At 72.8% G+C, this 21,213-nt stretch carries 20 protein-coding genes; 7 read left to right on the top strand and 13 right to left on the bottom strand.

The window, feature by feature from the left end; genetic code table 11:
* Positions 1-103: 103 nt before the first annotated feature.
* Positions 104-934, top strand: coding sequence for a helix-turn-helix domain-containing protein (locus tag ACLQ27_RS21885; RefSeq protein WP_425868394.1), 831 nt, complete (start codon positions 104-106; stop codon positions 932-934).
* Between the two features lie 15 nt (positions 935-949).
* On the opposite strand, the gene ACLQ27_RS21880 is transcribed toward ACLQ27_RS21885, so the two are convergent.
* The 5 genes from ACLQ27_RS21880 to ACLQ27_RS21860 form a co-directional block, all read right to left on the bottom strand.
* A complete protein-coding gene (locus ACLQ27_RS21880; RefSeq protein ID WP_357495157.1) occupies positions 950-1,717 on the bottom strand; it encodes a TetR/AcrR family transcriptional regulator in 768 nt (255 codons plus the stop codon).
* Positions 1,718-1,811: 94 nt separating this feature from the next.
* Positions 1,812-2,987 carry a zinc-dependent alcohol dehydrogenase gene (locus ACLQ27_RS21875; protein ID WP_357495159.1) on the bottom strand — a complete coding sequence of 392 codons (1,176 nt, stop codon included), beginning with the start codon at positions 2,985-2,987 and terminating at the stop codon, positions 1,812-1,814.
* Positions 2,984-3,526 (bottom strand): SRPBCC family protein, encoded by a 543-nt coding sequence (locus ACLQ27_RS21870; protein ID WP_357495161.1) that lies wholly within the window; start codon positions 3,524-3,526, stop codon positions 2,984-2,986. The genes ACLQ27_RS21875 and ACLQ27_RS21870 overlap by 4 nt, the downstream gene beginning before the upstream one ends.
* A 97-nt stretch (positions 3,527-3,623) precedes the next feature.
* Positions 3,624-5,258, bottom strand: a complete 1,635-nt coding sequence (locus ACLQ27_RS21865) for an MFS transporter (RefSeq protein ID WP_425868391.1) — start codon at positions 5,256-5,258, stop codon at positions 3,624-3,626.
* Positions 5,252-5,947, bottom strand: a complete 696-nt coding sequence (locus ACLQ27_RS21860; RefSeq protein WP_425868389.1) for an SDR family NAD(P)-dependent oxidoreductase — start codon at positions 5,945-5,947, stop codon at positions 5,252-5,254. The genes ACLQ27_RS21865 and ACLQ27_RS21860 overlap by 7 nt, the downstream gene beginning before the upstream one ends.
* A gap of 163 nt (positions 5,948-6,110) precedes the next feature.
* Here ACLQ27_RS21860 and ACLQ27_RS21855 point away from each other — a divergent pair, with 163 nt between their 5' ends.
* The 4 genes from ACLQ27_RS21855 to ACLQ27_RS21840 all read left to right on the top strand — a co-directional run bounded on the left by ACLQ27_RS21855 (position 6,111) and on the right by ACLQ27_RS21840 (position 9,939).
* A complete protein-coding gene (locus ACLQ27_RS21855; RefSeq protein WP_425868387.1) occupies positions 6,111-7,400 on the top strand; it encodes a histidine kinase in 1,290 nt (429 codons plus the stop codon).
* Positions 7,388-8,053, top strand: coding sequence for a response regulator transcription factor (locus tag ACLQ27_RS21850; RefSeq protein ID WP_425868385.1), 666 nt, complete (start codon positions 7,388-7,390; stop codon positions 8,051-8,053). The genes ACLQ27_RS21855 and ACLQ27_RS21850 overlap by 13 nt, the downstream gene beginning before the upstream one ends.
* A gap of 100 nt (positions 8,054-8,153) precedes the next feature.
* Positions 8,154-9,215, top strand: coding sequence for a Gfo/Idh/MocA family oxidoreductase (locus ACLQ27_RS21845; protein ID WP_425868383.1), 1,062 nt, complete (start codon positions 8,154-8,156; stop codon positions 9,213-9,215).
* A gap of 196 nt (positions 9,216-9,411) precedes the next feature.
* Positions 9,412-9,939 (top strand): DUF1062 domain-containing protein, encoded by a 528-nt coding sequence (locus tag ACLQ27_RS21840; protein WP_425868381.1) that lies wholly within the window; start codon positions 9,412-9,414, stop codon positions 9,937-9,939.
* A gap of 49 nt (positions 9,940-9,988) precedes the next feature.
* Here ACLQ27_RS21840 and ACLQ27_RS21835 read toward each other — a convergent pair whose 3' ends face one another.
* The 4 genes from ACLQ27_RS21835 to ACLQ27_RS21820 all read right to left on the bottom strand — a co-directional run bounded on the left by ACLQ27_RS21835 (position 9,989) and on the right by ACLQ27_RS21820 (position 12,205).
* Positions 9,989-10,147, bottom strand: a complete 159-nt coding sequence (locus ACLQ27_RS21835) for a hypothetical protein (protein ID WP_234582256.1) — start codon at positions 10,145-10,147, stop codon at positions 9,989-9,991.
* Positions 10,148-10,276: 129 nt separating this feature from the next.
* A complete protein-coding gene (locus tag ACLQ27_RS21830) occupies positions 10,277-10,507 on the bottom strand; it encodes a winged helix-turn-helix domain-containing protein (protein WP_357574453.1) in 231 nt (76 codons plus the stop codon).
* Positions 10,508-10,757: 250 nt separating this feature from the next.
* Positions 10,758-10,979: a hypothetical protein gene (locus ACLQ27_RS21825; protein WP_030335934.1), complete on the bottom strand. Its 222-nt coding sequence runs from the start codon at positions 10,977-10,979 to the stop codon at positions 10,758-10,760.
* A 158-nt stretch (positions 10,980-11,137) separates the two neighbouring features.
* On the bottom strand, positions 11,138-12,205 hold the full coding sequence (locus ACLQ27_RS21820) for a hypothetical protein (RefSeq protein ID WP_234582257.1): 1,068 nt from the start codon (positions 12,203-12,205) through the stop codon (positions 11,138-11,140).
* On the opposite strand from ACLQ27_RS21820, the gene ACLQ27_RS21815 reads away from it, so the two are divergent.
* Complete coding sequence (locus ACLQ27_RS21815) at positions 12,195-13,154, top strand: hypothetical protein (RefSeq protein ID WP_425868378.1); 960 nt, start codon at positions 12,195-12,197, stop codon at positions 13,152-13,154. The two genes, ACLQ27_RS21820 and ACLQ27_RS21815, sit on opposite strands and share 11 nt — an antisense overlap.
* A gap of 65 nt (positions 13,155-13,219) precedes the next feature.
* On the opposite strand, the gene ACLQ27_RS21810 is transcribed toward ACLQ27_RS21815, so the two are convergent.
* Positions 13,220-15,886 (bottom strand): AAA family ATPase, encoded by a 2,667-nt coding sequence (locus ACLQ27_RS21810; RefSeq protein WP_425868377.1) that lies wholly within the window; start codon positions 15,884-15,886, stop codon positions 13,220-13,222.
* 113 nt (positions 15,887-15,999) lie between these two features.
* A complete protein-coding gene (locus tag ACLQ27_RS21805) occupies positions 16,000-17,103 on the bottom strand; it encodes an NYN domain-containing protein (protein ID WP_234582260.1) in 1,104 nt (367 codons plus the stop codon).
* A gap of 220 nt (positions 17,104-17,323) precedes the next feature.
* On the opposite strand from ACLQ27_RS21805, the gene ACLQ27_RS21800 reads away from it, so the two are divergent.
* Positions 17,324-19,360, top strand: a complete 2,037-nt coding sequence (locus tag ACLQ27_RS21800) for a glycosyl hydrolase family 28-related protein (protein ID WP_357574457.1) — start codon at positions 17,324-17,326, stop codon at positions 19,358-19,360.
* Between the two features lie 40 nt (positions 19,361-19,400).
* Here the strand turns inward: ACLQ27_RS21800 and ACLQ27_RS21795 are convergent, their stop codons facing one another.
* Both ACLQ27_RS21795 and ACLQ27_RS21790 read right to left on the bottom strand, forming a co-directional pair.
* Positions 19,401-20,033 (bottom strand): CG0192-related protein, encoded by a 633-nt coding sequence (locus ACLQ27_RS21795; RefSeq protein WP_357495183.1) that lies wholly within the window; start codon positions 20,031-20,033, stop codon positions 19,401-19,403.
* A 15-nt stretch (positions 20,034-20,048) separates the two neighbouring features.
* Positions 20,049-21,146 (bottom strand): SRPBCC domain-containing protein, encoded by a 1,098-nt coding sequence (locus ACLQ27_RS21790; RefSeq protein WP_357574459.1) that lies wholly within the window; start codon positions 21,144-21,146, stop codon positions 20,049-20,051.
* Between the last annotated feature and the right edge of the window lie 67 nt (positions 21,147-21,213).

The following is a 21,213-nucleotide window of genomic DNA, read 5'->3' as shown; positions in this document are numbered from 1 at the left end:
GTGACCCACTGTCACCCGGCCGGCGGGCGATATCCGGGTTACCGGTTTTCCTGGTAGTGGCAGGACCAGGTTGGGCGGCGGCGGGCGCTCCTACGATGAGCTGGTGAGCGCGGCCGGCCCGCTGGGCGAGTACCTGCGTGCCCGGCGTGAGCTGATCCGGCCGGGTGACGTCGGGTTGCCCGCACACGGCCGCCGGCGGGTGCCCGGCCTCCGGCGCGAGGAGGTGGCCCTGCTGGCCGGCATCAGCGCGGACTACTACCTGCGGTTGGAGCAGGGCCGGGACCGCAGTCCGTCGGCCCAGGTGCTCGAGGCGCTGGCCCGGGCACTGCTGCTGGACGCCGAGGCCACGGGGCACCTGCACCGCCTCGGCGGGCACGCGCCGACCGGCCGACCGGCACGACGCCCGGAGCGGGTGCCGGTGGGCATCCGCCAGTTGGTGGGTTCGTGGGCGCAAACGCCCGCCTTCGTGCACGGCCGGCACCTGGACGTGCTCTTCGCCAACCCGATGGCGACCGCCCTGGCGCCGATCTACCGGGTCGGGGTGAACCTGCTGCGCGCGGTGTTTCTGGGCCCGGACGTGCCGGCGCTCTATCCGGCGCCGGAGGCGGTCGCCGCCAGCGCGGTGGCCGGCCTGCGCGCACAGGTGGGGGCCGAGGTGGACGATCCGCGGCTCACCGAACTGGTCGCGGAGCTGACGACGGGCAGCGAGCTGTTCCGGCGGTTGTGGGCGCGTCACGATGTCACAGTCCGCGCCGGGGGCGGGCTCCGGGCGTTCCACCATCCGCGGGTGGGCGAGTTGGAGCTGCGCTACGAGAAGCTCACGATCAGCGGCACCACCCAGTCGCTTGTCGTCTACCACGCCGAGCCGGGCAGCGCGTCCGCCCGGGCCCTCGCCCGGCTCGGGGCCGCCGTCTCGGCGGAGGCGGCCAGATAGCACCGGCCGTCGCAGCTACCGGCTGGCCGCCCGCTCGGCGACCACCACCGAGATGCCGTCGAGGACGCGTTGCAGGCCGAACTCGAAGGCGTACTCCGGGCCGTACGCCCCGCCGTGCTGCTGGCCGGCAGCGGTGCCGACCCGGGACGCGGTGGGGTAGCTGTCGGCCGTCAGGAACGTCTCCAACCAGGGCGCGTGCGACTGCCACCACTGACCGTCGGTCATGCCGGTCTCCCGCTCCAGGTCGACCACCTCGGACGCGGCGCGCGCGGAACTCTTCACGTGGCCCAGGACGAGGGTGAGCACCGCGTCCATCTCGATGTCGGTGAGCCCGATGTCGGCGACCGCGCCGAGTTCGTGGTCGTACTTGGCCACCAGGTGCGGGCCGAGCACCGGGCGGGTCGTCTCGGCCCGCAGCATCCACGGGTGGCGCTGGTAGAGCGCCAGGTTGTCGTGGGCGATCCGCTCCAACCGGGCCCGCCAGTCGCCCTCGACCGCGGAACGCGGCATCTCGCCGTACGCGGTGTCGATCATGACGGCGACGAGTTCGGCCTTGCCCGGCACGTAGGTGTAGACGGACATGGTGCCGACACCCAACGCCTCACCGACCCGGCGCATGGTCAACGCGTCCAGGCCCTCGGCGTCGGCGATGTCGATCGCGGCCCGCACGATCCGGTCGACGCTGAGGCCCTGCCCGGCGCTGCGGCTGGTCGGTTCCCGGGTGCGCCAGAGGATGGCCAGGCTGCGGGCCGGGTCCGCGGTCGCCTTGCGCTCACTCGCCATGGTGCGGCCATCCTAACAACGCGGTCGTACGGCGTACGTCGACCGCGCGGCGGTGCCGGCGAGGCCCCTTCGCGACCGCGCCGGCACCGACCCGTCAGGGCTTCAGCACGACCTTCTCGCAGTCGTCCTGCTTGTTCTTGAACAGGTCGAAGCCGCGCGCCGCGTCCTGGAGCGGCAGGGTGTGGGTGATCACCCGGGTGGGGTCCAGCTCGCCGTTCTCGACGTGGCGCAGCAGCGGCTTCATGTAGCGCTGGACGTGGCACTGGCCGGTGCGCAGGGTCAGCGACCGGTTCATCCACGCGCCGGAGGGGAACTTGTCGAGCAAGCCCCCGTACACGCCGATGACCGACACGGTGCCACCGCTGCGGCAGGACAGGATCGCCTGGCGCAACGCGTGCGGCCGCTCGGTCTCCGACCGCACGGCCTGCTTCACCCGGTCGTACGCGTGCAGGTGCGCGCTGCCGTGGCTGGCCTCCATGCCGACGGCGTCGATGCACTTGTCCGGCCCGCGTCCGCCGGTCAGCTCCAACAGCCGGGAGCGGACGTCCACCTCCTCGAAGTTGATCGTGGTGTGCCCAGCCTGCTCGGCCATCCGCAGGCGGTACGGCTCCTTGTCGATCGCGATGACAGTTGCCGCGCCGAGCAGGCGGGCACTGTCCATCGCGAACTGCCCGACCGGGCCGGCGCCCCACACGGCGACGACGTCGCTGGGCTGGATGTCGCACATCTCGGCGCCCATGTAGCCGGTCGGCAGGATATCGGACAGGAACAGCACCTGCTCGTCGGTCAGGTCCGACTCGATCTTCAGCGGCCCCACGTCGGCGAACGGCACCCGCACGTACTCGGACTGGCCGCCGGCGAACCCGCCGGTCAGGTGGGAGTAGCCGAAGATGCCGGCGACCGGGTGGCCGAACATCTTCTCCGCGATCCCGGCGTTGGGGTTGCTGTTCTCGCAGCACGACCACAGCTCGGCGGCGCACGCCGCGCACGCGCCACAGGCGATCGGGAACGGCACCACGACCCGGTCGCCGACCCGCAGCCGACCCGGGTCGACGCCGGCGCCGACCTCCACCACCTCGCCCATGAACTCGTGGCCCAGCACGTCACCGTCCTGCATGGTCGGCACGTACCCGTCGACCAGGTGCAGGTCGGACCCGCAGATCGCGGTCGAGGTGACCTTCACGATCGCGTCGCGCCGGTTCAGGATGCTCGGGTCCGGCACGTCGCGGACCTCGACCTTGTTCCGGCCGGCCCAGGTGTTCGCCCTCATGCCGCCTCCCCCTTCGCCAGTTCGTCGCTCGACAGCGGCTGCGCCGGCCGCTGCGGGAACTCCCGCCGGGCGCGCTTGCCCCACGGTGCGCCGTCCGAGCGCATCACCTCGCCGGTCTCCATGACCTGCTTGAGTCGGCGCAGGTCGTCGTCGAGCTGCTGGTGCGGCTCCTCGCCGAAGTACCGTGCCACGGCCTGGCCGAGCTTGCCGCCCGGGATGTCGTACACGAGCAGCACGTGCACCTCGGTGCTCACGCCGTCGGGCGCCGGCACGAACCACACCTTGCCGGTGTTCGGCACGTCGGCCTCGCCGGTGGACCGCCAGCCGATGCGCTCGTCGGGCACCTCGTCGGTGATCTCCGCGTCCCACTCGACGCTACGGTCGAACGGCGCGCTCGCCGTCCAGTGACTCGTACGCTCCCCGGTGGCGCGCACCTCCTGCAGATGGGCCATGAACGTCGGCAGGTTCTCCAGACGACGCCAGAAGGCGTACACGTCGGACACCGGCCGGCGGATGGTCGTGGTAGCCAGCAGATCCATGGGTTCCCTCCCCTCTCAGGGCCACCACGTACCCCGACAGTCACGTCCTGCACATGACGCGGGAAGAAATCGCCCACGAGATGGGGCGTACGGAGATTCAGAGTCCTTCGCGGTCGTCGCTCAGCGCCGGCCCGGCGGCGGCCGGCACGAGGTGGCGCACCTCCGGGGCGCCGTCGGTCAGCTCCCGGGCCCGTGCCTCGGCCTCGCGGTCCTCACCCGTCAACCGGCCACCGTGCTGGCGCAGGTGCTCGTCCCAGGACGGCACCAGGTACACCTCGACGAACCGGTCCGTCGTCTCGGCCGGTCGGAACAGCCCCCAGCGCATCGCGCCGGTGCGCTGGCGGGCGCCGCGCACCACGTCCATGGCCGCGAGGAACGGGCCCGTGCGCTCCGGCCGGACCGTGTACTGCACCGTCACCAGCACCGGTCCCACGCCCGGGTCCGGCTCGTGCGCAAGATGCAGCTGCGGCCAGTAGGCCGACGGTTCGCGGTTCACCGAGCGCAGGTCCGGCAGCGGCCAGATCCGGCTCGTCACGGTCCCGACGAACATCAACGCCGCCGCCGCGAGGTAGGCGACGACCAGTCCGCCCATGTCGGCCACCAGACCCCACACGAGGGCGCCGACGGCCTGCCCGCCGGCGAAACACACCTGGTAGACGGCGAGCCCCCGGGCCCGTACCCAGCTCGGCAGGAAGAGCTGCATCTCGGCGTTGACGTTGGCCAGCACCGTCACCCAGGCCATCCCGGCCGGCAGCAGGGCGAGCAGCACCAGCGGCACCGCCCGTACGGTGCCGACCACCGCCAGCGCGACTGTGAACAGCGCGCCGGCGACCAGCAGGAGCTGGTTGGCCGACAGCCGGGTGCGGATCACGGCCAGCAGCACACCGCCGGCGATGGCGCCCACCCCGAGGGCGGCCAGCAGCAACCCGTACCCGCCGGAGCCCAGATCGAGCCGCCGGGCCGCCACCAGCGGCAGCAGCGCCCACAGCGCGCTGGCCGGGATCACGAAGACCAGCGCGCGGCGCAGCAGCCGGCGCACGATCGGCGAGTGGCGTACGTAGCGGCTGCCGGCCCGCAGCGCGGCGGTGAACCGCTCGGGCACCTCGACGGCGCGTGCGGTGCCCGGCCGCCAGCGCCACAGCGCGGCCGCGAAGATGGCGAACGCCACCGCGTTGAGCCCGAAGACCGGGGCGACGCCGGTCCGGGCGATCAGCACACCGGCCACCGCCGGCCCCACCGCCCGCGCCACGTTCACGCTGATCGACCCGAGCGCCGACGCCGACCGCAGCTGCTCCTGCGGCACCAGCTCCGGGATCACCGCCGACCAGGCCGGCAGGGTGAGCGCCTGCCCGACCCCGAACGCGAAGGTGAGGGTGAGCAGCAGGGCCGGCGGCATCCGGTCGGTCAGGGTGAGCAGGGTCAACGCCACCGCCACCGCCACCAGGAACAGCTGCACGGCGATCAGCAGGTGCCGGCGGTCGAAGCTGTCGGCCAGCACCCCGGCGGGCAGCGCCAGCAGCAGAACCGGCAGCAGGCTGGCGGTCTGCACCAGCGCCACCAGCGTGGAGGCGTTGGAGTGGTGGATCAGCAGCCACTGCGCGCCGACGGTCTGCATCCAGGTGCCGATGTTCGCGGCGAGCAGGGCCAGCCAGAGATTGCGGTAGACGGCGCCGCGCAGGGGCGCCCACGCGGAGGCCGGACGGTCCCCCGGTCCGGCTGCCGCCGTCACCACCGCCCGTCCGCGCGCAACACGCGCTCGCCGGAGACGTAGAGGTCGTCGGGTTGCAGCAGCAGGAGCCGGACGACCTCGGTGGCGACCTGCTCGGGCAGGGCGTACACCTCGTCGAGGAACTCCGCGCCGACGCGTTCCTGCAAGCGGGTCGGCATCGGCCCGGGGTGCAACTGCATCACCTTGACGCGGTTGCTGTGCTGGGCCTGGGCCAGTGACTCGACGAGGCTGCTGCCGTAGCTCTTGGTCGCCCGGTAGACCGGGATGCCGGGCCGGGGCGCCGCGAGCGCCATCGCGCCGATGTAGACCACGTTTCCGTAGTCCTGCCGGTGCAGGTGCTCCAGCGCCTCCCGCAGCAGGTACGTCGTACCCAGGACGTTGATCTCCACGGCCCGCCGGATGTGGTCCACGGACAGGTCCCCGAGGTCACCGCCCGCCCACATCGACGCGCACGCCGCCACCCCGTCGACGGTGCCGTAGCGCCCCACCACCTCGGCGAACGCGTCCCGGACCTGCTCGTGGGAGGAGACGTCGCAGACCGCGCCGTCGCACCCCAGCTCGTCGGTAGTCGCGGCGACCTCGGCCGGCACGTCGCCGAACACCACGACCCGGTGCTCGTCGACGAGCAGCCGGGCCACCGCGAGGCCCAGCCCGCTGGTACCGCCGACCACCACGAAGGTTCTGGCACCCAATGTCTCTCCAGCCGCCGCCACCGGTGTCACACAAATCGCGTGACGGCGCGTTCTTCCCGTTTCCGGACCCCGCACACCCGCTCGGCCGGTAGTGCTGGGCATACCCCGCAAAGGGGATCTGGACGGCTGGGGCGCCCGCTGACCGGCGATTAGCGTCTGCGGCATGACCTCGGAACACCCCCGCCACCTGGCCGCGACGCTGCGCCGACGCGACTGGTTGATCTCCGCCTGGCCCTGGCGCGCGCTGGCCTACCTGGTGAGCACCGTGCCGATCGCCGGCGTGCTCAGCGTCGGACTGCTCGTCATCGGCGCACCCCTTCTGGCCGCCGCCAACGCGCTGCGACTGCACGACAGGCCGCCGGAGATACCGCTGATGCTGTTCCTGGCCGTCGGCAGCCTCACCCTGGTGGCCCTCGCGCCGATCGTGAGCTTCCCGGTGGCCGCCGTCGAACGGTGGCGGCTCGGCCTCGTGGACGGCCGACCGCTGCCCGCGTCACCGTGGCCGGGCCTCGCCGCCCGCTACCGCACGGCGGCCGGCTGGCGGGAGGTCGCGTACCTCTTCTGGCTGGGCGGTTTCGTGCCTGTCGCGTACTGGGTGTTCCTGGTGCTGGTGCTACTCGACATCGGGATGGTCACCAGCCCCTGGCTGGCCGGGGACTCCGACCCGGTCGTGATCTGGCGGCCGATCGAGAGCACCGGCCAAGCCATCCCGTACGCGGTCGTGGGACTGCTGCTCCTCCCGGTGCTCTGTTACGGGGTCGGGCTGCTCGCCGCCGGTCAGGCCGCCGTGGCGCGGTGGGCGCTGGGCTCGCCGGTCGACGCGGCGGCGCTGCGTGAGGTCGCCCGCTCCCGCACCCGGCTGGTCGGCGCGTACGAGGCGGAACGGCGCCGCATCGAGCGGGACCTGCACGACGGCGCGCAGCCCCGGCTGACCAGCCTCACCCTGCAACTGGGTCTGGCCCGGCTGGACGTACCCGAGGACTCCCCCGCCGCCCGGCCGCTCGCCGTGGCGCACGACCAGGCGCGCGGGCTGATGGTGATGTTGCGGCAGTTGGTGCACGGCATCCGGCCGCAGAGCCTCACCGACCTCGGTCTCGCCGGGGCCGTACGCGAGCTGGCCGACGCGGCGCCCGTCGCGGTCACCGTGCACGCCGACGTCGACGGGGCGCTGCCGGAGATCGTCGAGACCACCGCGTACTTCGTGGTGTCGGAGGCGTTGAGCAACGTGGCCCGGCACGCCGGGGCGACCCGCGCCGAGGTGCGCCTGTCCCGGGCCGGCGGTGACCTGGTGGTCGAGGTGTCCGACGACGGGCGCGGCGGCGCCGACCCGGCCCGGGGCACCGGCCTGACCGGTCTCGCCGACCGGGTCGCCGCCGCCGACGGGCGGCTGCTGCTGGCCAGCCCGCCCGGCGGGCCTACGCTGGTCCGGGTGGAGCTGCCATGTCGCCGCTGACCCGGGTGGTGCTCGCCGAGGACGAGGTGCTGCTGCGCGAGGGCCTGGTCGCGCTGCTGACCCGCTTCGACTTCACGGTGTGCGCCGCCGTCGGGTCCGCGCCGGAGTTGCTGGAGGCGGCCCGCACCCACCAACCCGATCTGGTGCTCACCGACATCCGGATGCCACCCGGTCGGCGGGACGACGGGCTGCGCGCCGCCGTCGCGCTGCGCGCCGAGCGTCCCGGCCTGCCGGTGGTGGTCCTGAGCCAGTTCGTGCAGACGGGGTACGCGGCGGCGCTGCTGGACAGCGGCGACGGCCAGCGGGTCGGCTACCTGCTCAAGGACCGGGTGGCCGAGGTGACCGAGTTCGTCGACACGCTGCGCCGGGTCACCGGCGGCGGCACCGCCATCGACCCGGACGTGGTGCGGCAACTGCTGCACCGCCCCCGCGACCCGCTCGCCGCGCTCTCCGGCCGGGAGCGGGAGGTGCTGGCGCTGCTGGCCGAGGGCCGCTCCAACGCCTCGATCGCCGGCCGGCTGCACGTCACCGAGGCCGCCGTCGGAAAGCACGTCGGCAACATCCTGCTCAAGCTCGACCTGCCACCCAGCGACGACACCAACCGCCGGGTGCTCGCCGTGCTCACCTATCTGCGCGCCGACCCGGTGGGCTGAGGGACGCCGGGCCCGGACCAGGCCCGACCGCGCGCGGCGTAGATTCGAGCACCGGCACCGCCGCCGGTCCAGGGCGCGGGTCAGGAGATGGGAGTACGGCATGGCGGAAGCGCTGCGGGTCGGTCTGCTGGGGTACGGGTTGGCGGGTCGGGTGTTCCACGCGCCGCTGATCGCCGCGACACCCGGACTGCGGCTGGACGCCATCGTCACGCGCGATCCGCAACGGCGCGAGCAGGCGCACCAGCACTTCCCGGACGCCCGCCTGGTCGACGACGCCGACGAGCTGTGGCGTACACCCGAGGATCTGGACCTGGTCGTGGTCGCGACGCCAAACCGGCAGCACGTGCCGATGGCGCGGGCGGCCCTCGCGGCCGGCCTGCCGGTCGTCGTCGACAAGCCCCTGGCCCCCACCGCCGCCGACGCCCGGGCGCTGGTCGAGGAGGCCGACCGTCTCGGCGTTCCGCTGACGGTGTTCCAGAATCGGCGCTGGGACGGCGACTTCCTGACCGCCCGCGGGCTCGTCGAGCGGGGCGAGCTGGGGCGGGTGCTGCGCTTCGAGTCCCGGTTCGAGCGGTTCCGCCCGGCGATCAAGCCGGGCTGGCGGGAGCTCGCCGGCACCGAGGAGGCCGGCGGCGCCCTGTTCGATCTGGGCGCGCACCTCATCGACCAGGCCGTGCAGCTCTTCGGCGCGGTCGATCGGGTCTACGCCGAGGTCGACCGCCGCCGCGCGGGCGCCGAGGTCGACGACGACGCGTTCGTGGCGCTGACCCACGCCAACGGCGTGCACTCGCACCTGTGGATGGGGGCGATCACCGCCCAGCTCGGCCCGCGCCTGCGGGTGCTGGGCGACCGGGCCGGCTACACGACCTACGGGCTGGACGTGCAGGAAGCGGCGCTGCACGACGGCGGCCGACCCGACCAGCCCGGCTGGGGCGAGGTCCCGCCGGAGCGGTACGGCCTGCTCGGCGTCGACGGTGACCTGCGTCCGACGCCTACCGAGCCCGGGGCGTACCAGAGCTTCTACGCCCAGGTGGCGGCGGCGCTGCGCGACGGCACGCCGATGCCGGTGGACCCGCGCGACTCGGTCGCCACTGTCGAGCTGATCGAGCTGGCGCACCGGTCGGCCGCCGACGGCGTGGTGCTGCCGGTCCCGACCGCCTGAGAAAACCGGTGGAGTGGCGGCGCTCGCGCCGTTAGCGTCCTGCCTCAACCTGTCGTCGAGGCGAGGACGTCCCGTTGTACACCCTGTGAGACCTCCCGAGCGCTGATACGCGCGTCGCGCCTGTGCGCCGCGCTCCTTTTTGCTGCGGACTTCTCACTGAAACCGGTGTACCTCTGTGCTCTCACAATGGGCCGTCGTGCCCACCTGCCTGCCCATCATTCGCCGCCGCTGCCACGTGTGCGCGTCCCCGCACCTTCGGCCGAGCGGCAAATTCCGCGTCAACGCCAACAACAAGTTTATCGACATCTGGCTCCTCGCGCTCTGCGTCGGGTGCGGGGACACGGTGAAGCTCACGGTCCTGGAACGGACGACGGTCCGCACCATCCGACCTGAGCTGCTGGACCAACTGCACGACAACGACAGTCGCCTGATCGCCGAACTGCTTCAGGAGCCGGGCGTGCAGCGTCGCAACCGGTTCGTCCTGGACTGGGACGGCCGCTGGCGTCTCGACACCAACGGATCGGCGCACCTGGACCGCGAGATGGTCGACGTCGCGGTCCGCTTCGGCGCACGAATCCCGGTCCGGCCCGCGCGACTGATCGCCGAGGGCTTCGGTCTCTCCCGAGCCGAGGTCGACAGGCTGAGCGAGGAAGGGAAGATCGTTTCGACGGTTCGCCTGAGCGGCAAGCTCTCCGGCGACTTCACCTTCACGTTCAAGCGCTGAGCCCGTCCCGGAGCACGGGGCCTGTCCGGTTCTTGGTGCCGGACAGGCCCTACTCTGGTTCCTGCTCGGAGGGGGCGTCGTCCGGCACGCGGGCGTCGTCGTCGGTCAGCGCGTCGTCCGACGAGGCGGCGAGGTCGGCGAGCCGGCGCTCGGCCTCCCGGATCTCCTCGTCGAGCCTGGGGTTCTCCTCGTCGGGACCCTGCGACATGGGCGACCTCCATCGGGCGCGGACCGCCCCCGTGTACCCGGCCTGCCGCGGGGAACACGGAAAGCGCTCGGCGGACCCGGCCACCGGCCGCTCCACGCCGGCGATGGTGCGCGTGCGGGGCGGCGCTGATCAGGCTGGCAACTCTTCTGCGACCCACAGGCCGCGGCCCTGAAGACCCACCACGAGACCACGGGTCTGCAGAACGATGACCGCCCTCTGGACCGTGGTCACGCTGACGTCGTAGATAGCGGAGAGTTCGTTGTAGGTGGGCAACCGCTCACCCGGTGCGTACTCCCCGCTTCTGATGCGTGCGGCGAGGTCCTCGGCCACCTCGCGGTATCCGCTGGTTGGTATGGGCATGTGAAGGTTCCTTCGTTCGGCACCTTCCATCGGATCCGCGACAACTGTCCCCAGCTCGATTGGGCGTCGGCATTCGTGGCAGACGTCGCCTCGGTCATGTTCCAGAAGCAGTGACCCACGAGCCGGACCGCCATCGCCGACAGCTACCGGGGGACGCGCTGACGGTCGGGGGGTGAGTCGAACACCGGGCGGGCCGGGGAGCGCACCGGGCGGGAGCCCAGGAGCGTTGCCGGCCCGGCCCGGTGCCGGATCAGCGCTGCTTCAGCTCGCGCCAGGATGGGTGCGTACCGCGCCAGGCGTCGGCGAGGATGGCCGCCGAGGCCCGGCTGGGGCACTGCTGCACCCGCTCACGACCCGACGCCCCACCGATCTGGGCGCGGACCTCCCAACCCTGCCCGTCAGTACGGATATACACGTCCCGGCGCCCGCGCGGGGTCGTGTCACCGTTCCACCAGTGTTCCTCCACCTTCATTCGCCGACCGTATAGCAATTTTCGTGCTGGGGGTACGGCGCAGGTGAGCATATACCGCATTAATAGCCGCAACTCAGACACAGTTCCACCTGTGCGGGCGACGGGGAGGAACCGCATCGGCGATTCCTCCCCGTCCTGAGCGATGAATCAGGCCCCCGTCACATACCGCTGAGCACGCCAGCCAGGGTGCTGGCCAACTTGTCCTGCCCAGAGGGACTGGGATGCGGCGACCCACCCTCTGCGGTGATCTGGATGTCACCCGGAGTGAACGGCGGCGCGAACGCCACCCGCACGGCCGGGTCGAACGGGACCCCGAGCTGGATGGCCCAGTTGAGGTCGCTGATCACACCCCGCACGGTGCCCACCCAGAGCGGATCGATGAGCGGTTGCAGCGTCGACACCGGCGCCGAGGGCAGGTAGGACTGCAATCCGGTGGGCAGCAGCGACTTGAGCTTGGCCCAGCCGTACTGGCCGACGTCGATGTTCGCCGGGGTGATGTCGTAGTACAGCATCCACACCACCTTGTCCGCGCCGGCGCCCAGCAGGGAGTTGACGATGGTGGTGGCGTCTGCGGTGATGCCGGCGTACTGCGCGGGGCCGTTGTAACGCGGCACCCCGATGTTGATGTAGTAGTCCTCGCCGACCGGCAGGTCGAGCCAGAAGTTGCAACCACCGCCGTTGGTGACGATGCCCTGCTTGCCGCCGACGGCCGCCCACTCGAAGCGGAACACGCCGTACGGGTCCAGGGCCTCTGCCGCGAACTCCAGGCCCCGGCACATGCCCAGCCGGGTCAGGACGGTGGTCCAGTTGGTGTTGTTCACCCCACCGGTGGTGGCGTGGTACGCGTTGTGCCCGTCCGCCTTGGCCTTGGCGATGCGCGCGGTGGCGAGGCCGAGCGGGCTGGCCACGCGCCCCCATCCGTTGCCGCAGGCGTCGGGGCCGGCGCGACCGGCGATGATGTCGCCGGTGCCGTATCCGGTGCGCGCGTAGTTGTCGTAGTCGACGATGCTGCCGTCCATGTCGAAGTAGCGCCGGCCGTAGCTGTAGACGCCGTTGTTGCCGGGCATCCCCCGGTCGTCGAACGAGGTCATCGGGCAGCCAGGCCCCACGCCGAAGCCGAACTGGTGGTGCGACGAGCTGATCGAGTCCCCGGTGAGGGTCAGGACAGTGTCGTCCTCGACGGTCTGCACCTCCCGGCAGCGGATACGGTCCTTGTTGGCGTCCACCAGTGTGGGGTTGCCGTTGACCTGCGGGCAGCCGGTCGGCGGCGGGGGCGGCGGCGAGGTCGGCCCGCCGGTGGGCCAGGGCGGCCCGTCGGTCGGGTCGGGCGGGTTGCTGGGTGACGACGAGCCGCTGGGTGAGGCGCTGCCCGACGGCGACGAGCTACCCGACGGAGACGCGCTACCCGAGGGCGACGAACTGCCCGACGGAGACGCACTACCCGACGGCGAGGAACTACCCGACGGAGACCCGCTACCCGAGGGCGATGCGCTACCCGAGGGCGACGCGCTACCCGACGGGGATGAGCTGCCCGAGGGCGACGCGCTGCCCGACGGGGATGAGCTGCCCGAGGGCGACGCGCTGCCCGACGGGGATGAGCTGCCCGACGGGGACGCGCTCCCGGAGGGGGACGCGCTGCCCGAGGGGCAGGGCGAGCCGGTGGGCGACGCCGTTGAGGAGGGTGAACCGGTGGGCGACGCCGTCGAGGTGGGGGCGGTGGCGGTCGCGGCGGGAGCCCGCTGCGCGACAGGCTGGGCCGTCACCGGCGGCCGGGTCTGCCGGGTCGGTGTCGCCGACGTCGAGGCCGACGGCGAACCACTCGGGTCCGGGCAGTCGGCGGCGGCAGCCGCGTTCTGGGTACGGATCTGCGCGAGCCGCGCCTCGACCTCCACCGGAAGTTTCCCGCCCGCCTTGACGCACGGGTCGAGCAGCCAGGTCGTGCCCTCCAGCTCCCGGGTGCAGGGCGGCGCGTCGTACGACACCGCGGCGGGTGTGGCGCTCACCGGGGTGGGCGAGGCGCCGCCGGCTGCCGGAGCGACGACCGCGGTGACCATGGCGACCGCCACCGCCACCGTGGCGGCGAACAGAACATTGTGGACGTGGAACGACCTGGTGGGTCGCTGTCCTGGTGGTCCGCTTGGATCCAGTTGGCTCATGCCGTCCTCCAGGGACTGAGTGCACCGGTAGGTGTGTTACCGCACGGTAGAAAGGTGTGCGGTAACCCGGTAGATCAGTCGCCCTTACCTACTGTCGAGGCTGGATCGCTCGCGGTGACCCGCCGCCCGTACGTCCGGCCGCTCGTGGCCGAGCACGACTGCCAGCTCCCGGCGGTTGCGCACGCCCAGTTTGGTGAAGACGCGGGCCAGGTTGTTGTTGACGGTGTTGACCGACAACCCGAGTCGGTCGGCGATGCTGCGGCTGGACAGGTCGACCGCGAGCAACGCGACGTCCCGTTCGCGGCGGGTCAGCGTCGCCTGCTCCGCGCCCGGAGCGGTAGCGGCGAGCAGTGGTGTGCGGACGCCGTGGCAGGCACGGGCCAGCGTCGCCGCTCGCTGCGCCACCGCCAGCCGGGGTCGACCACTGCGGGCGTACGCCCGGGCGGCGGCGCCCAGCGCCTCGGCGGCGAGCAGGGTGTGGCCGCGGGCGACGAGGTCGTCCACGGCCGCCTCCAGGGTCGGTCCGTCGTCGCGGAGCAGACCGTCGGCAGCGGTGGCGAGGGTCGACGCGAGCCCGCCGAGCCGGTCCGCGAGGGCGGTCAGCCGGTCCCGCACCGGCTCCGGTGCGCCCAGCCGCGCGCACTCGTAGAGCGCCACCGCCTCGATCGTGGGCTGCTCGCTGCCCCGGGCCAGGTCGGCGGCATTCTGGGCGGTGCGGATGGCGGCGGTGAGATCCCCCTCGGCGACCTGCACCCAGGCGCGGTTCAGCTCCACCCACGGGTGGAAGATCCGGTTCGCGGTCCGCTCCCGCGCGTCCGCCGCGGCCAGCCAGCGGCGGGCGCCGGGCAGGTCGCCGGCCAGGGCCCGGACGCCGGCGAGCTCGGCCCAGTACGTCCGCACCAGGTGGTACTGGTCGTTCTCCTCGACCAAGGCGACGGCTTCGCGCAGGTCGGCTTCCGCGCCGTCGAGCTGCCCCTGCGACTTGGCGATGATCCCCCGGAACCCGGCCCACACGGCGACCATCCCCCGCGCGTCGCTGGCCACCGCCGCGCGGTAGCCCTCGTCGGCCAGCTCGACGGCACCGGCCAGCTCGCCGGCGGCGTACCGGGCGTAGCAGAGCCCCAGCCCGACCTGCGCCTCGTTCCAGGGCAGGTGCTCGGGCTCGGCGGCGAGCACCGCCCGGCCCTTGTGGGCCAGCTCCGCCGCGAGTCCGAGCCGGCCGAGCATCCCGGCCGCCGAGGCGGCGCCCATTGTCGCCCAACTGGCCGCCCGCACGCCGGTGTCGGCCCGGGCCAGCACGGCCTGGCCCACCGCCAGCGCCGCCTCGCAGCGGCCGTCGTAGAACAGCACCCACGACCGGGTGGCCTCGGCCAGGTCGTACCCGGGCGAGCCCGCCGGCACCATCCGCAGCGTCTCGTGCGCCTCGTCGATCCGGTCCAGACCCCAGTAGAGCAGCCCGGCCCGGGTGATCGCCCAGATGGCGAGGTGTTTGCTGCCCGGCGGCGGCGCCGGTGGCAGCATGTCGAACGCCTCCTGGCTGCGCGCCTGGTACTGCAGCACCCGGGCCAGCAGCCACTGCGCCTCCCAGCCCTGCCCGGCGTCGTACGCCGTGCGGGCCAGCCGCTCGGCCAGGTCGATGTCGAACCGGTCGATGGCCTGCCGCGCGGCGGCCAGCGCGATGCCCGGATGCCGGACGCTGCCCGAGCGCAGTTGCCACACGCCGGCGACCAGCGCGTCGTCGCGGCGGCGCAGCGGCATGCTCGCCAGCACGTCGGCGAGCTGCCCGAAGACGGTGCGCGACCGGCTGGCGGGCATGCTCGCGCGCAGCGCCTCGCCGTAGAGCGGATGGGCCATCCGCAGCGCGGTCCGCGCGCCGGAGCGCTCCGCGACCACCATGCCGCTGCGCTCGGCCGCCTCGATGGCAGCCGGATCGACGAACCGTTCCAGCAGGGCGAGCGAGAGCGGTTCACCACAGGCGACCACCTCCAGCACCTGACGGACGGCCGGTTCCAGGGCGCGCTGCCGGGCGCTGACCAGCTCGGCCAGCCGAGGGCTGCCCGACGCGGTGCCGCGCCACCGCCAGACGCCTCGCGACTCCCGCAGCCCGCCGGTGTCCAGCGCATCGGCGAGCAGCTCCCGCAGCAGCAGCGGGTTGCCGTCGGCGAGCTGGCGCAGCCGGCGGCGGCTGAGCGCGTCGAGCGGCCCCGGCGCCGCCTCGTCGAGCAGGTGGTCCACGGCGGTGGCGGGCAGGGGGCGTACCTCCAGCCGCCGGCCCGAGCCGGTCCACAGTGAGGTGAGAGCGTCGGAGAGTGGTTCACCCGCGCGGACCGTCGCCACCGCCACCGCCAAGCCGTGTACGGCAAGTTGGTGCAGCAGCCCGGCGGACGGTTCGTCGAGCAGGTGCGCGTCGTCGATGCCGATCATGACGGGGCGGCCGGCGCTGCGGCGGGCGAAGTCGCGCTCCACCGTGACGACCAGGCCCATCGGGTCGACGCGCGGACGCTTGGGCGCGGGAATGAGGTGCGAGACCGCCCCGAACGGGATGGAGCGGGCCGCGCCGGTCGCGGAGACCCAGTGACACTCCACGCCGTTCTCGGCGGCCCGCGCCAGCGCCTCGCGCAACAGCCGCGTCTTGCCCACCCCGGCGTCGCCGACCAGCACCAGGCCGGGCGCCCGCGCCGACACGACGTCCTCGATGGTCTTCAGCTCGTCGTCGCGGCCGACGAGTGTCCATTCGCCACGTCCCGACATGCCGACCGTCACCTCGCCCTCGGGGCAGCCCTGCCGTCCACCCTATGGGCAGTCCCGGCACTTCCGCTCGACAGCTGTCGATGGCCGGCGGGGGCCTTACCGGAGGCGGTCGCTCACCCCTGGGCGGTGAGCAGGTAGTCGTCGGCCTCCGGGCTCCACCGCAGGTCGACCGCGCCGCTGGTGGCGGCGGCCTTGCAGAACTGCAGGAAGCTGCGGTAGCCGAGCTTCTTCTCGCTGAAGTCGGGGCGGGCCCGGCGCAGCTGGTTCTTCAGACCGGAGAGCGCGACCGGATTCCCGGCGCTGCCGAGCTCGCCCACCACGCCCCGGAGCAGCCCGAAGGCGACCTCCCGGTCGCCGTGCTCGGGCAGGGACACCTCGGGGTCGCCCTTCGCGGGCCCCTCGGCCAGGTCGATCACGTTGTGCTCGGCGAGGTGGCGCAGCAGCTCACCGAAGGTACGGAAGCCGTAGTCGGACTCGCTGAACGTCGGGTCCTTGCGCAGCAGGGTGCGCTTGAGCCGGGAGGCGGTCACCTCGCCACTCGCGCTGCCCTGCAACCCGGCCACCGTCTGGGCCACCTGTACGGCGAGGGCGTCCACGTCCCGGCCGGGCTCCTCACCCGCTGGCCGCCCCTCGGCCTCCTGCTCGTGTTCCTGTTCGCGCTGCTGTTCCGGCTCGGGCGGACGCTGGTCGGGGCCGGGTTGCCGGGTCGGGCGACCGCGCCGGCTGCGGGTGGGCGGGATGTCCACACCCTCCAGCCGGTCGTAGTAGAGGAACTCGTCGCACGCCGGGGGCAGCAGCGCCGACGTGGACCCCTCGACCCCGACGCCGATGACCCGCTTGTTCAGTTCGCGGAGCTTGTGGACCAGGGGTGTGAAGTCGCTGTCGCCGCTGCAGATGACGAAGGTGGAGATGTAGTCGCGCTCGAACGCCAGCTCGATCGCGTCGACGGCCATCTTGATGTCGGCGGCGTTCTTGCGGGACGCGCCCATGCGCTGCGGGATCTCGATGAGCTCGACGTGGGACCGGGTGAGCATCCGGCGGTCCTCGTCGAAGTACGACCAGTCGGCGTACGCCCGGCGCACCACGACCCGCCCCCGCTCGGCCAGCGCGTCGGCGATCGGCCGGAAGTCGAAGTCCGCGCCGCCACGGTGGTCGCGGGCCCCCAACGCCAGGTTCTCGTAGTCGAGGAACAGTGCGATCCGGTCTTCTTGATCCACGCGGCTCAGCCTACGCCGGCCGGGGTGGTCAGGGCGCACGCGACGCGCGACACCTCAACTCGCCAACCGTCCATTTCTTGCGGCCTTATAGTCGGCTCTTTTCAATCTTCGATTGTTGTCTTGCAGTGCGATGTGCGGTGCTGCATCATGACGATCAATGTCGGGCGTCCGGGGGTACGCCGGGCGGACCTCCACCACCACCCCACCAGGAGGGTCACCGATGTTTCGCAGCATCCTGCCGGCACGGGGACGCCCGGGCCGCCCGGTCGCCACCGCCGTCGCGTTCGCGACCGGCCTCGCCGTGCTGGTCGCCGGGCCCACAGTGGCCGCCGCCGGCCCACCCGGCTCGTCCGGCGCACAGCCGGTCGTCACCCGGGCGGCGCTCGACCCGGCGCTGGTCGCCGGACGCGGGGCCGACGTCGACTTCGTCGAACAGGAGGCCGAGAACGCCCGGACCAACGGCGAGGTCATCGGCCCCGACCGGTCCGCCTACACGCTGCCCGCCGAGGCGTCCGGCCGCCGCGCCGTCCGGCTCACCCCCGGCGAGTACGTCGAGTTCGTCCTGCCCAGCGCGGCGAACGGGATCACCGTTCGGTACAGCATCCCGGACGCGCCCGCCGGCGGCGGGATCACCGCGCCGCTGCGGGTGGCCGTCAACGGCAGGAACGTCCACACCATGACGCTGACCTCGCAGTACTCGTGGCTCTACAACCAGTACCCGTTCACCAACGACCCGCAGGCCGGGCTGCTGCACCCGGACTGGTGGATCACCGAGTGCCAGTGCGTGCCGTCGGCCACCACGCCGTACCCGAGCATCAGCACGCCGTTCCGGCCCACCCACTTCTACGACGAACAGCGGCTGCTGCTCGGGCGCACCTACCGGGCCGGCGACACGGTCCGGCTCACCGCGCCGGCCGGCAGCGCCGCCGCGTGGACGGTCATCGACCTGCTCGACTCCGAACTGGTCGCACCGCCGCGCGTACGGCTGCTCGCCGCGAACGTGCTGGCGTTCGGCGCCGACCCCACCGGTCGCCGGGACTCCGCCGACGCCCTGGACAAGGCCGTCGCCTTCGCCCGGCGTACCCACCTGAAGGTCTACGTCCCGCCGGGGACGTACCAGGTCAACCGGCACATCATCGTCGACGACGTGACCATCGAGGGTGCGGGCAACTGGTACACGGTCTTCAAGGGCCGCGAGGTGGCCCTGTCCACGCCCGCGCCGGACGGCTCGGTGCACACCGGCGTCGGCTTCTACGGCCGCGACGCCGCCGACGGTGGCAGCCGGAACGTGCATCTCTCCGGCTTCGCCATCGAGGGCGACGTACGCGAGCGCATCGACACCGACCAGGTCAACGCGATCGGTGGTGCGATGAGTGACTCCACGATCGACGGGCTGCACCTGCGGCACACCAAGGCGGGTCTGTGGTTCGACGGGCCGATGCGCAACGTCCGCGTCACCAACACCATCGTCGTCGACCAGATCGCCGACGCGCTCAACTTCCACACCGGCGTGACCGACTCCCTCGTCGCGCACACCTTCGTGCGCAACACGGGTGACGACGGCCTGGCGATGTGGTCGGAGAAGACGGCAAACGCCCGCAACACGTTCGACCACAACACCGTGCAGTCACCGACGCTCGCCAACGGCATTGCCATCTACGGCGGCACCGACACCACCGTCTCCAACAACCTCGTCGCCGACCCGGTCCGCGAGGGCAGCGGGCTGCACGCCGGGGCGCGCTTCGGCGCGGAACCGTTCGCCGGCTACCTGCGGTTCACCGCCAACACCACAGCCCGCGCCGGGACGTACGAGCTGAACTGGAACATCGGGCTCGGCGCCATCTGGATGTTCGCGCTGGACCGCAGCATCGACGCGAACGTCGAGGTGACCGGCGACGCGTACCTGGACAGCACCTACAACGCGATCATGCTGGTCAGCGACTGGCCGGTGAAGGACCTCTACTCGATCACGAACGTGCGCTTCCGCGACGTCCGGGTCGACGGCACCGGCACGTCGGTGCTCAGCGCCCGCTCGGCCGGATCGGCCTCGTTCGCCAACGTGGACGCCCGCAACGTGGGAGCGGTGGGCGTGAACAACTGCGGGTCGTTCCACTTCACCCCCGCCGGGTCGGAATTCACCCTCACCGACCTGGGCGGCAACGACGGCGGCTGGCTCGCCCCGTGGCTGCTGCCCAACACCATCACCTGCGACGACCGGCCGCCGGTGGCACCACCGCCGCCTCCGGCCCAGTGGTGAACGCGGTGGGCGGCCCGATCGCTCGGGCCGCCCACCGCAGTCACCGCCTCCGGGCGTACGCCAGCGGCACGGTCGTCGGCTGCCCGTCCCAGGCGCCACTCAGGACGGCGCCCTGCGCCCCGACCGCCCCGGCGGCCGGCCGGCGGACCACGACCAGCTCCACCGCGTCGGTGACGATGACCGTGTCGACGTCGTCGACGACCTGCCGGACGGCGCCGATCGCCGGCACCGCCCCACCGTCGCCGCTGACGTCGATCGCCATCGTCGGCGGTCGCACCTCGCGCCGGCCGTCGACCTCGAAGTACTGCTCCGCCTGCCCGGCGCCGGCCAGGATGGCGTGGGTCAGCGCCGCCGCGTAGACCGGGTCGGCGCAGCCGTCGTACACCCACCGGCGGCCGAGCGCCGAGTGGTCGGTCGTGCCGACCAGCCACTCGTCGGCGTCGCGCAGGGGCTCGGCGCGGTAGGTGAGCGGGACCTGGTGGACCGGGGAGTCACCGGCGGCGACCAGTATGGTCTCGATGCCGACCTCGCCGGCCGGGTCGTCGAAGCGGTACGCCCCCCGACTCACGACGTCGACGCCGGCCGGCCCCTGCCACCACTGTCGGTCGGGCAGCCAGGTCGTCAGCAGTTCGAGCTTGGTGGGGCGCAGTGTCGCCCGGTGCAGCAGTGCCATGCTTCAGGAGCCTAGTCAGAGCCCCGCGCACGGGTTGCCGCCCACCGTGCAGCCCTCCGGCTCCCTGGCCTTCGGCCGACTGTCGCGGACGTCGAACCGGATCGTCCGCGAACCGCCGGCGGGCACGGCCAGGCCGCTGAAGGTGATGGCCTGCCCGTCCTGACGCCAGTCCGCTCCCTCGACGTCGTCGACGCTGCTGCCCTCGGCGAGGGTCAGCACCACCACCCACTGCTCCGCGGGCGCGGGGCCCGGGTTGTCGACCACCACCTCCCCCGTGTAGCCGAACAGCCGGCTCGAGTCGGTGTCGTAGCGGGCCGCCAGCGGCGGTGGGGGCGGTGGCACCGCCGCAGTCGGCGTACGCGACGGCGTCGCCGACGGGGTGCGGCTCGGACGGGCGGTGGTCGGCGTGACGCTGCGCGACGGTCGCGCCGACGGTGTCACAGTCGGCTGCGCGGTCGGCGCCGCCGCCGCCATGCTCGGCGGCGTCGTCGGCGTGGGCGTCGAGGTGGGAGTCGGCGCGGCGGAGTGCTCCGGCTCCCCCGGCAGCGTCAGCCACGCCGCCAGCCCTGCCGCCAGCACGACCGCGGCCAGTCCGGCGACCGCCGCACGACGGCGACGCCGGGACGGCGCCGGGCCGGACGCGCCGAGCACCGGCAGCTCGGTGGTCATCCCCGCGACGCCACGCCGCAGATCGACCTGCTGGAACGCGAGCCAGTCGAGGATGGCCGGCAGGCGCACGGTCAACGCCTGCCGGAGCTGCTGTTCGCGTGGCCCGTGCTGCTCGTCCGACCACGAACCGTGGGTCGGGACCTCCCGCACGGTCAACCGGCTGCCCTGCTTGGTGGCGGTGACGGCGCAGGTCAGCTCGGTGAGCCGACCGGCCTCGTCGCAGCGCAACACCAGCAGCTCCGGCACCCGCCGCTCGGTCACCTCGACCTCGACGTCGGTGTCGAAGCCGGGCAGGCCGGCCGTGTGCAGCAGCAGCCGGTCCGGCACCCCCTCCACCATGTCCGCCTCGGCGAACCAGCGGCCGAGCAGCTCTCGATCCGTCAGAGCGAGCCAGACCCGGTCGGGTGGGTGGGACAGGTCGACGTCCGCGCCGATCTCGATCACGGCGAGACTCTAACGGGTTGCGCGTCCGGGCCGTTCCGCCCGCCCGGATCGACGACAGGTCGCCTGG

Source organism: Micromonospora sp. DT63 (genome assembly GCF_049841615.1).
GTDB lineage: Bacteria > Actinomycetota > Actinomycetes > Mycobacteriales > Micromonosporaceae > Micromonospora.
Note: the sequence above shows the minus strand (reverse complement) of the source record. Positions and strands in the feature narration are given on the sequence as shown.

Excerpts from the sequence above, each read along its gene's own strand:
- ACLQ27_RS21880 (WP_357495157.1), bottom strand. The coding sequence starts at position 1,717 with ATGGCGAGTGAGCGCAAGGCGACCGCGGACCCGGCCCGCAGCCTGGCC.
- ACLQ27_RS21875 (WP_357495159.1), bottom strand. The coding sequence starts at position 2,987 with ATGAGGGCGAACACCTGGGCCGGCCGGAACAAGGTCGAGGTCCGCGAC.
- ACLQ27_RS21870 (WP_357495161.1), bottom strand. The coding sequence starts at position 3,526 with ATGGATCTGCTGGCTACCACGACCATCCGCCGGCCGGTGTCCGACGTG.
- ACLQ27_RS21855 (WP_425868387.1), top strand. The coding sequence starts at position 6,111 with ATGACCTCGGAACACCCCCGCCACCTGGCCGCGACGCTGCGCCGACGC.
- ACLQ27_RS21850 (WP_425868385.1), top strand. The coding sequence starts at position 7,388 with ATGTCGCCGCTGACCCGGGTGGTGCTCGCCGAGGACGAGGTGCTGCTG.
- ACLQ27_RS21845 (WP_425868383.1), top strand. The coding sequence starts at position 8,154 with ATGGCGGAAGCGCTGCGGGTCGGTCTGCTGGGGTACGGGTTGGCGGGT.
- ACLQ27_RS21835 (WP_234582256.1), bottom strand. The coding sequence starts at position 10,147 with ATGTCGCAGGGTCCCGACGAGGAGAACCCCAGGCTCGACGAGGAGATC.
- ACLQ27_RS21830 (WP_357574453.1), bottom strand. The coding sequence starts at position 10,507 with ATGCCCATACCAACCAGCGGATACCGCGAGGTGGCCGAGGACCTCGCC.
- ACLQ27_RS21825 (WP_030335934.1), bottom strand. The coding sequence starts at position 10,979 with ATGAAGGTGGAGGAACACTGGTGGAACGGTGACACGACCCCGCGCGGG.
- ACLQ27_RS21810 (WP_425868377.1), bottom strand. The coding sequence starts at position 15,886 with ATGTCGGGACGTGGCGAATGGACACTCGTCGGCCGCGACGACGAGCTG.
- ACLQ27_RS21800 (WP_357574457.1), top strand. The coding sequence starts at position 17,324 with ATGTTTCGCAGCATCCTGCCGGCACGGGGACGCCCGGGCCGCCCGGTC.
- ACLQ27_RS21795 (WP_357495183.1), bottom strand. The coding sequence starts at position 20,033 with ATGGCACTGCTGCACCGGGCGACACTGCGCCCCACCAAGCTCGAACTG.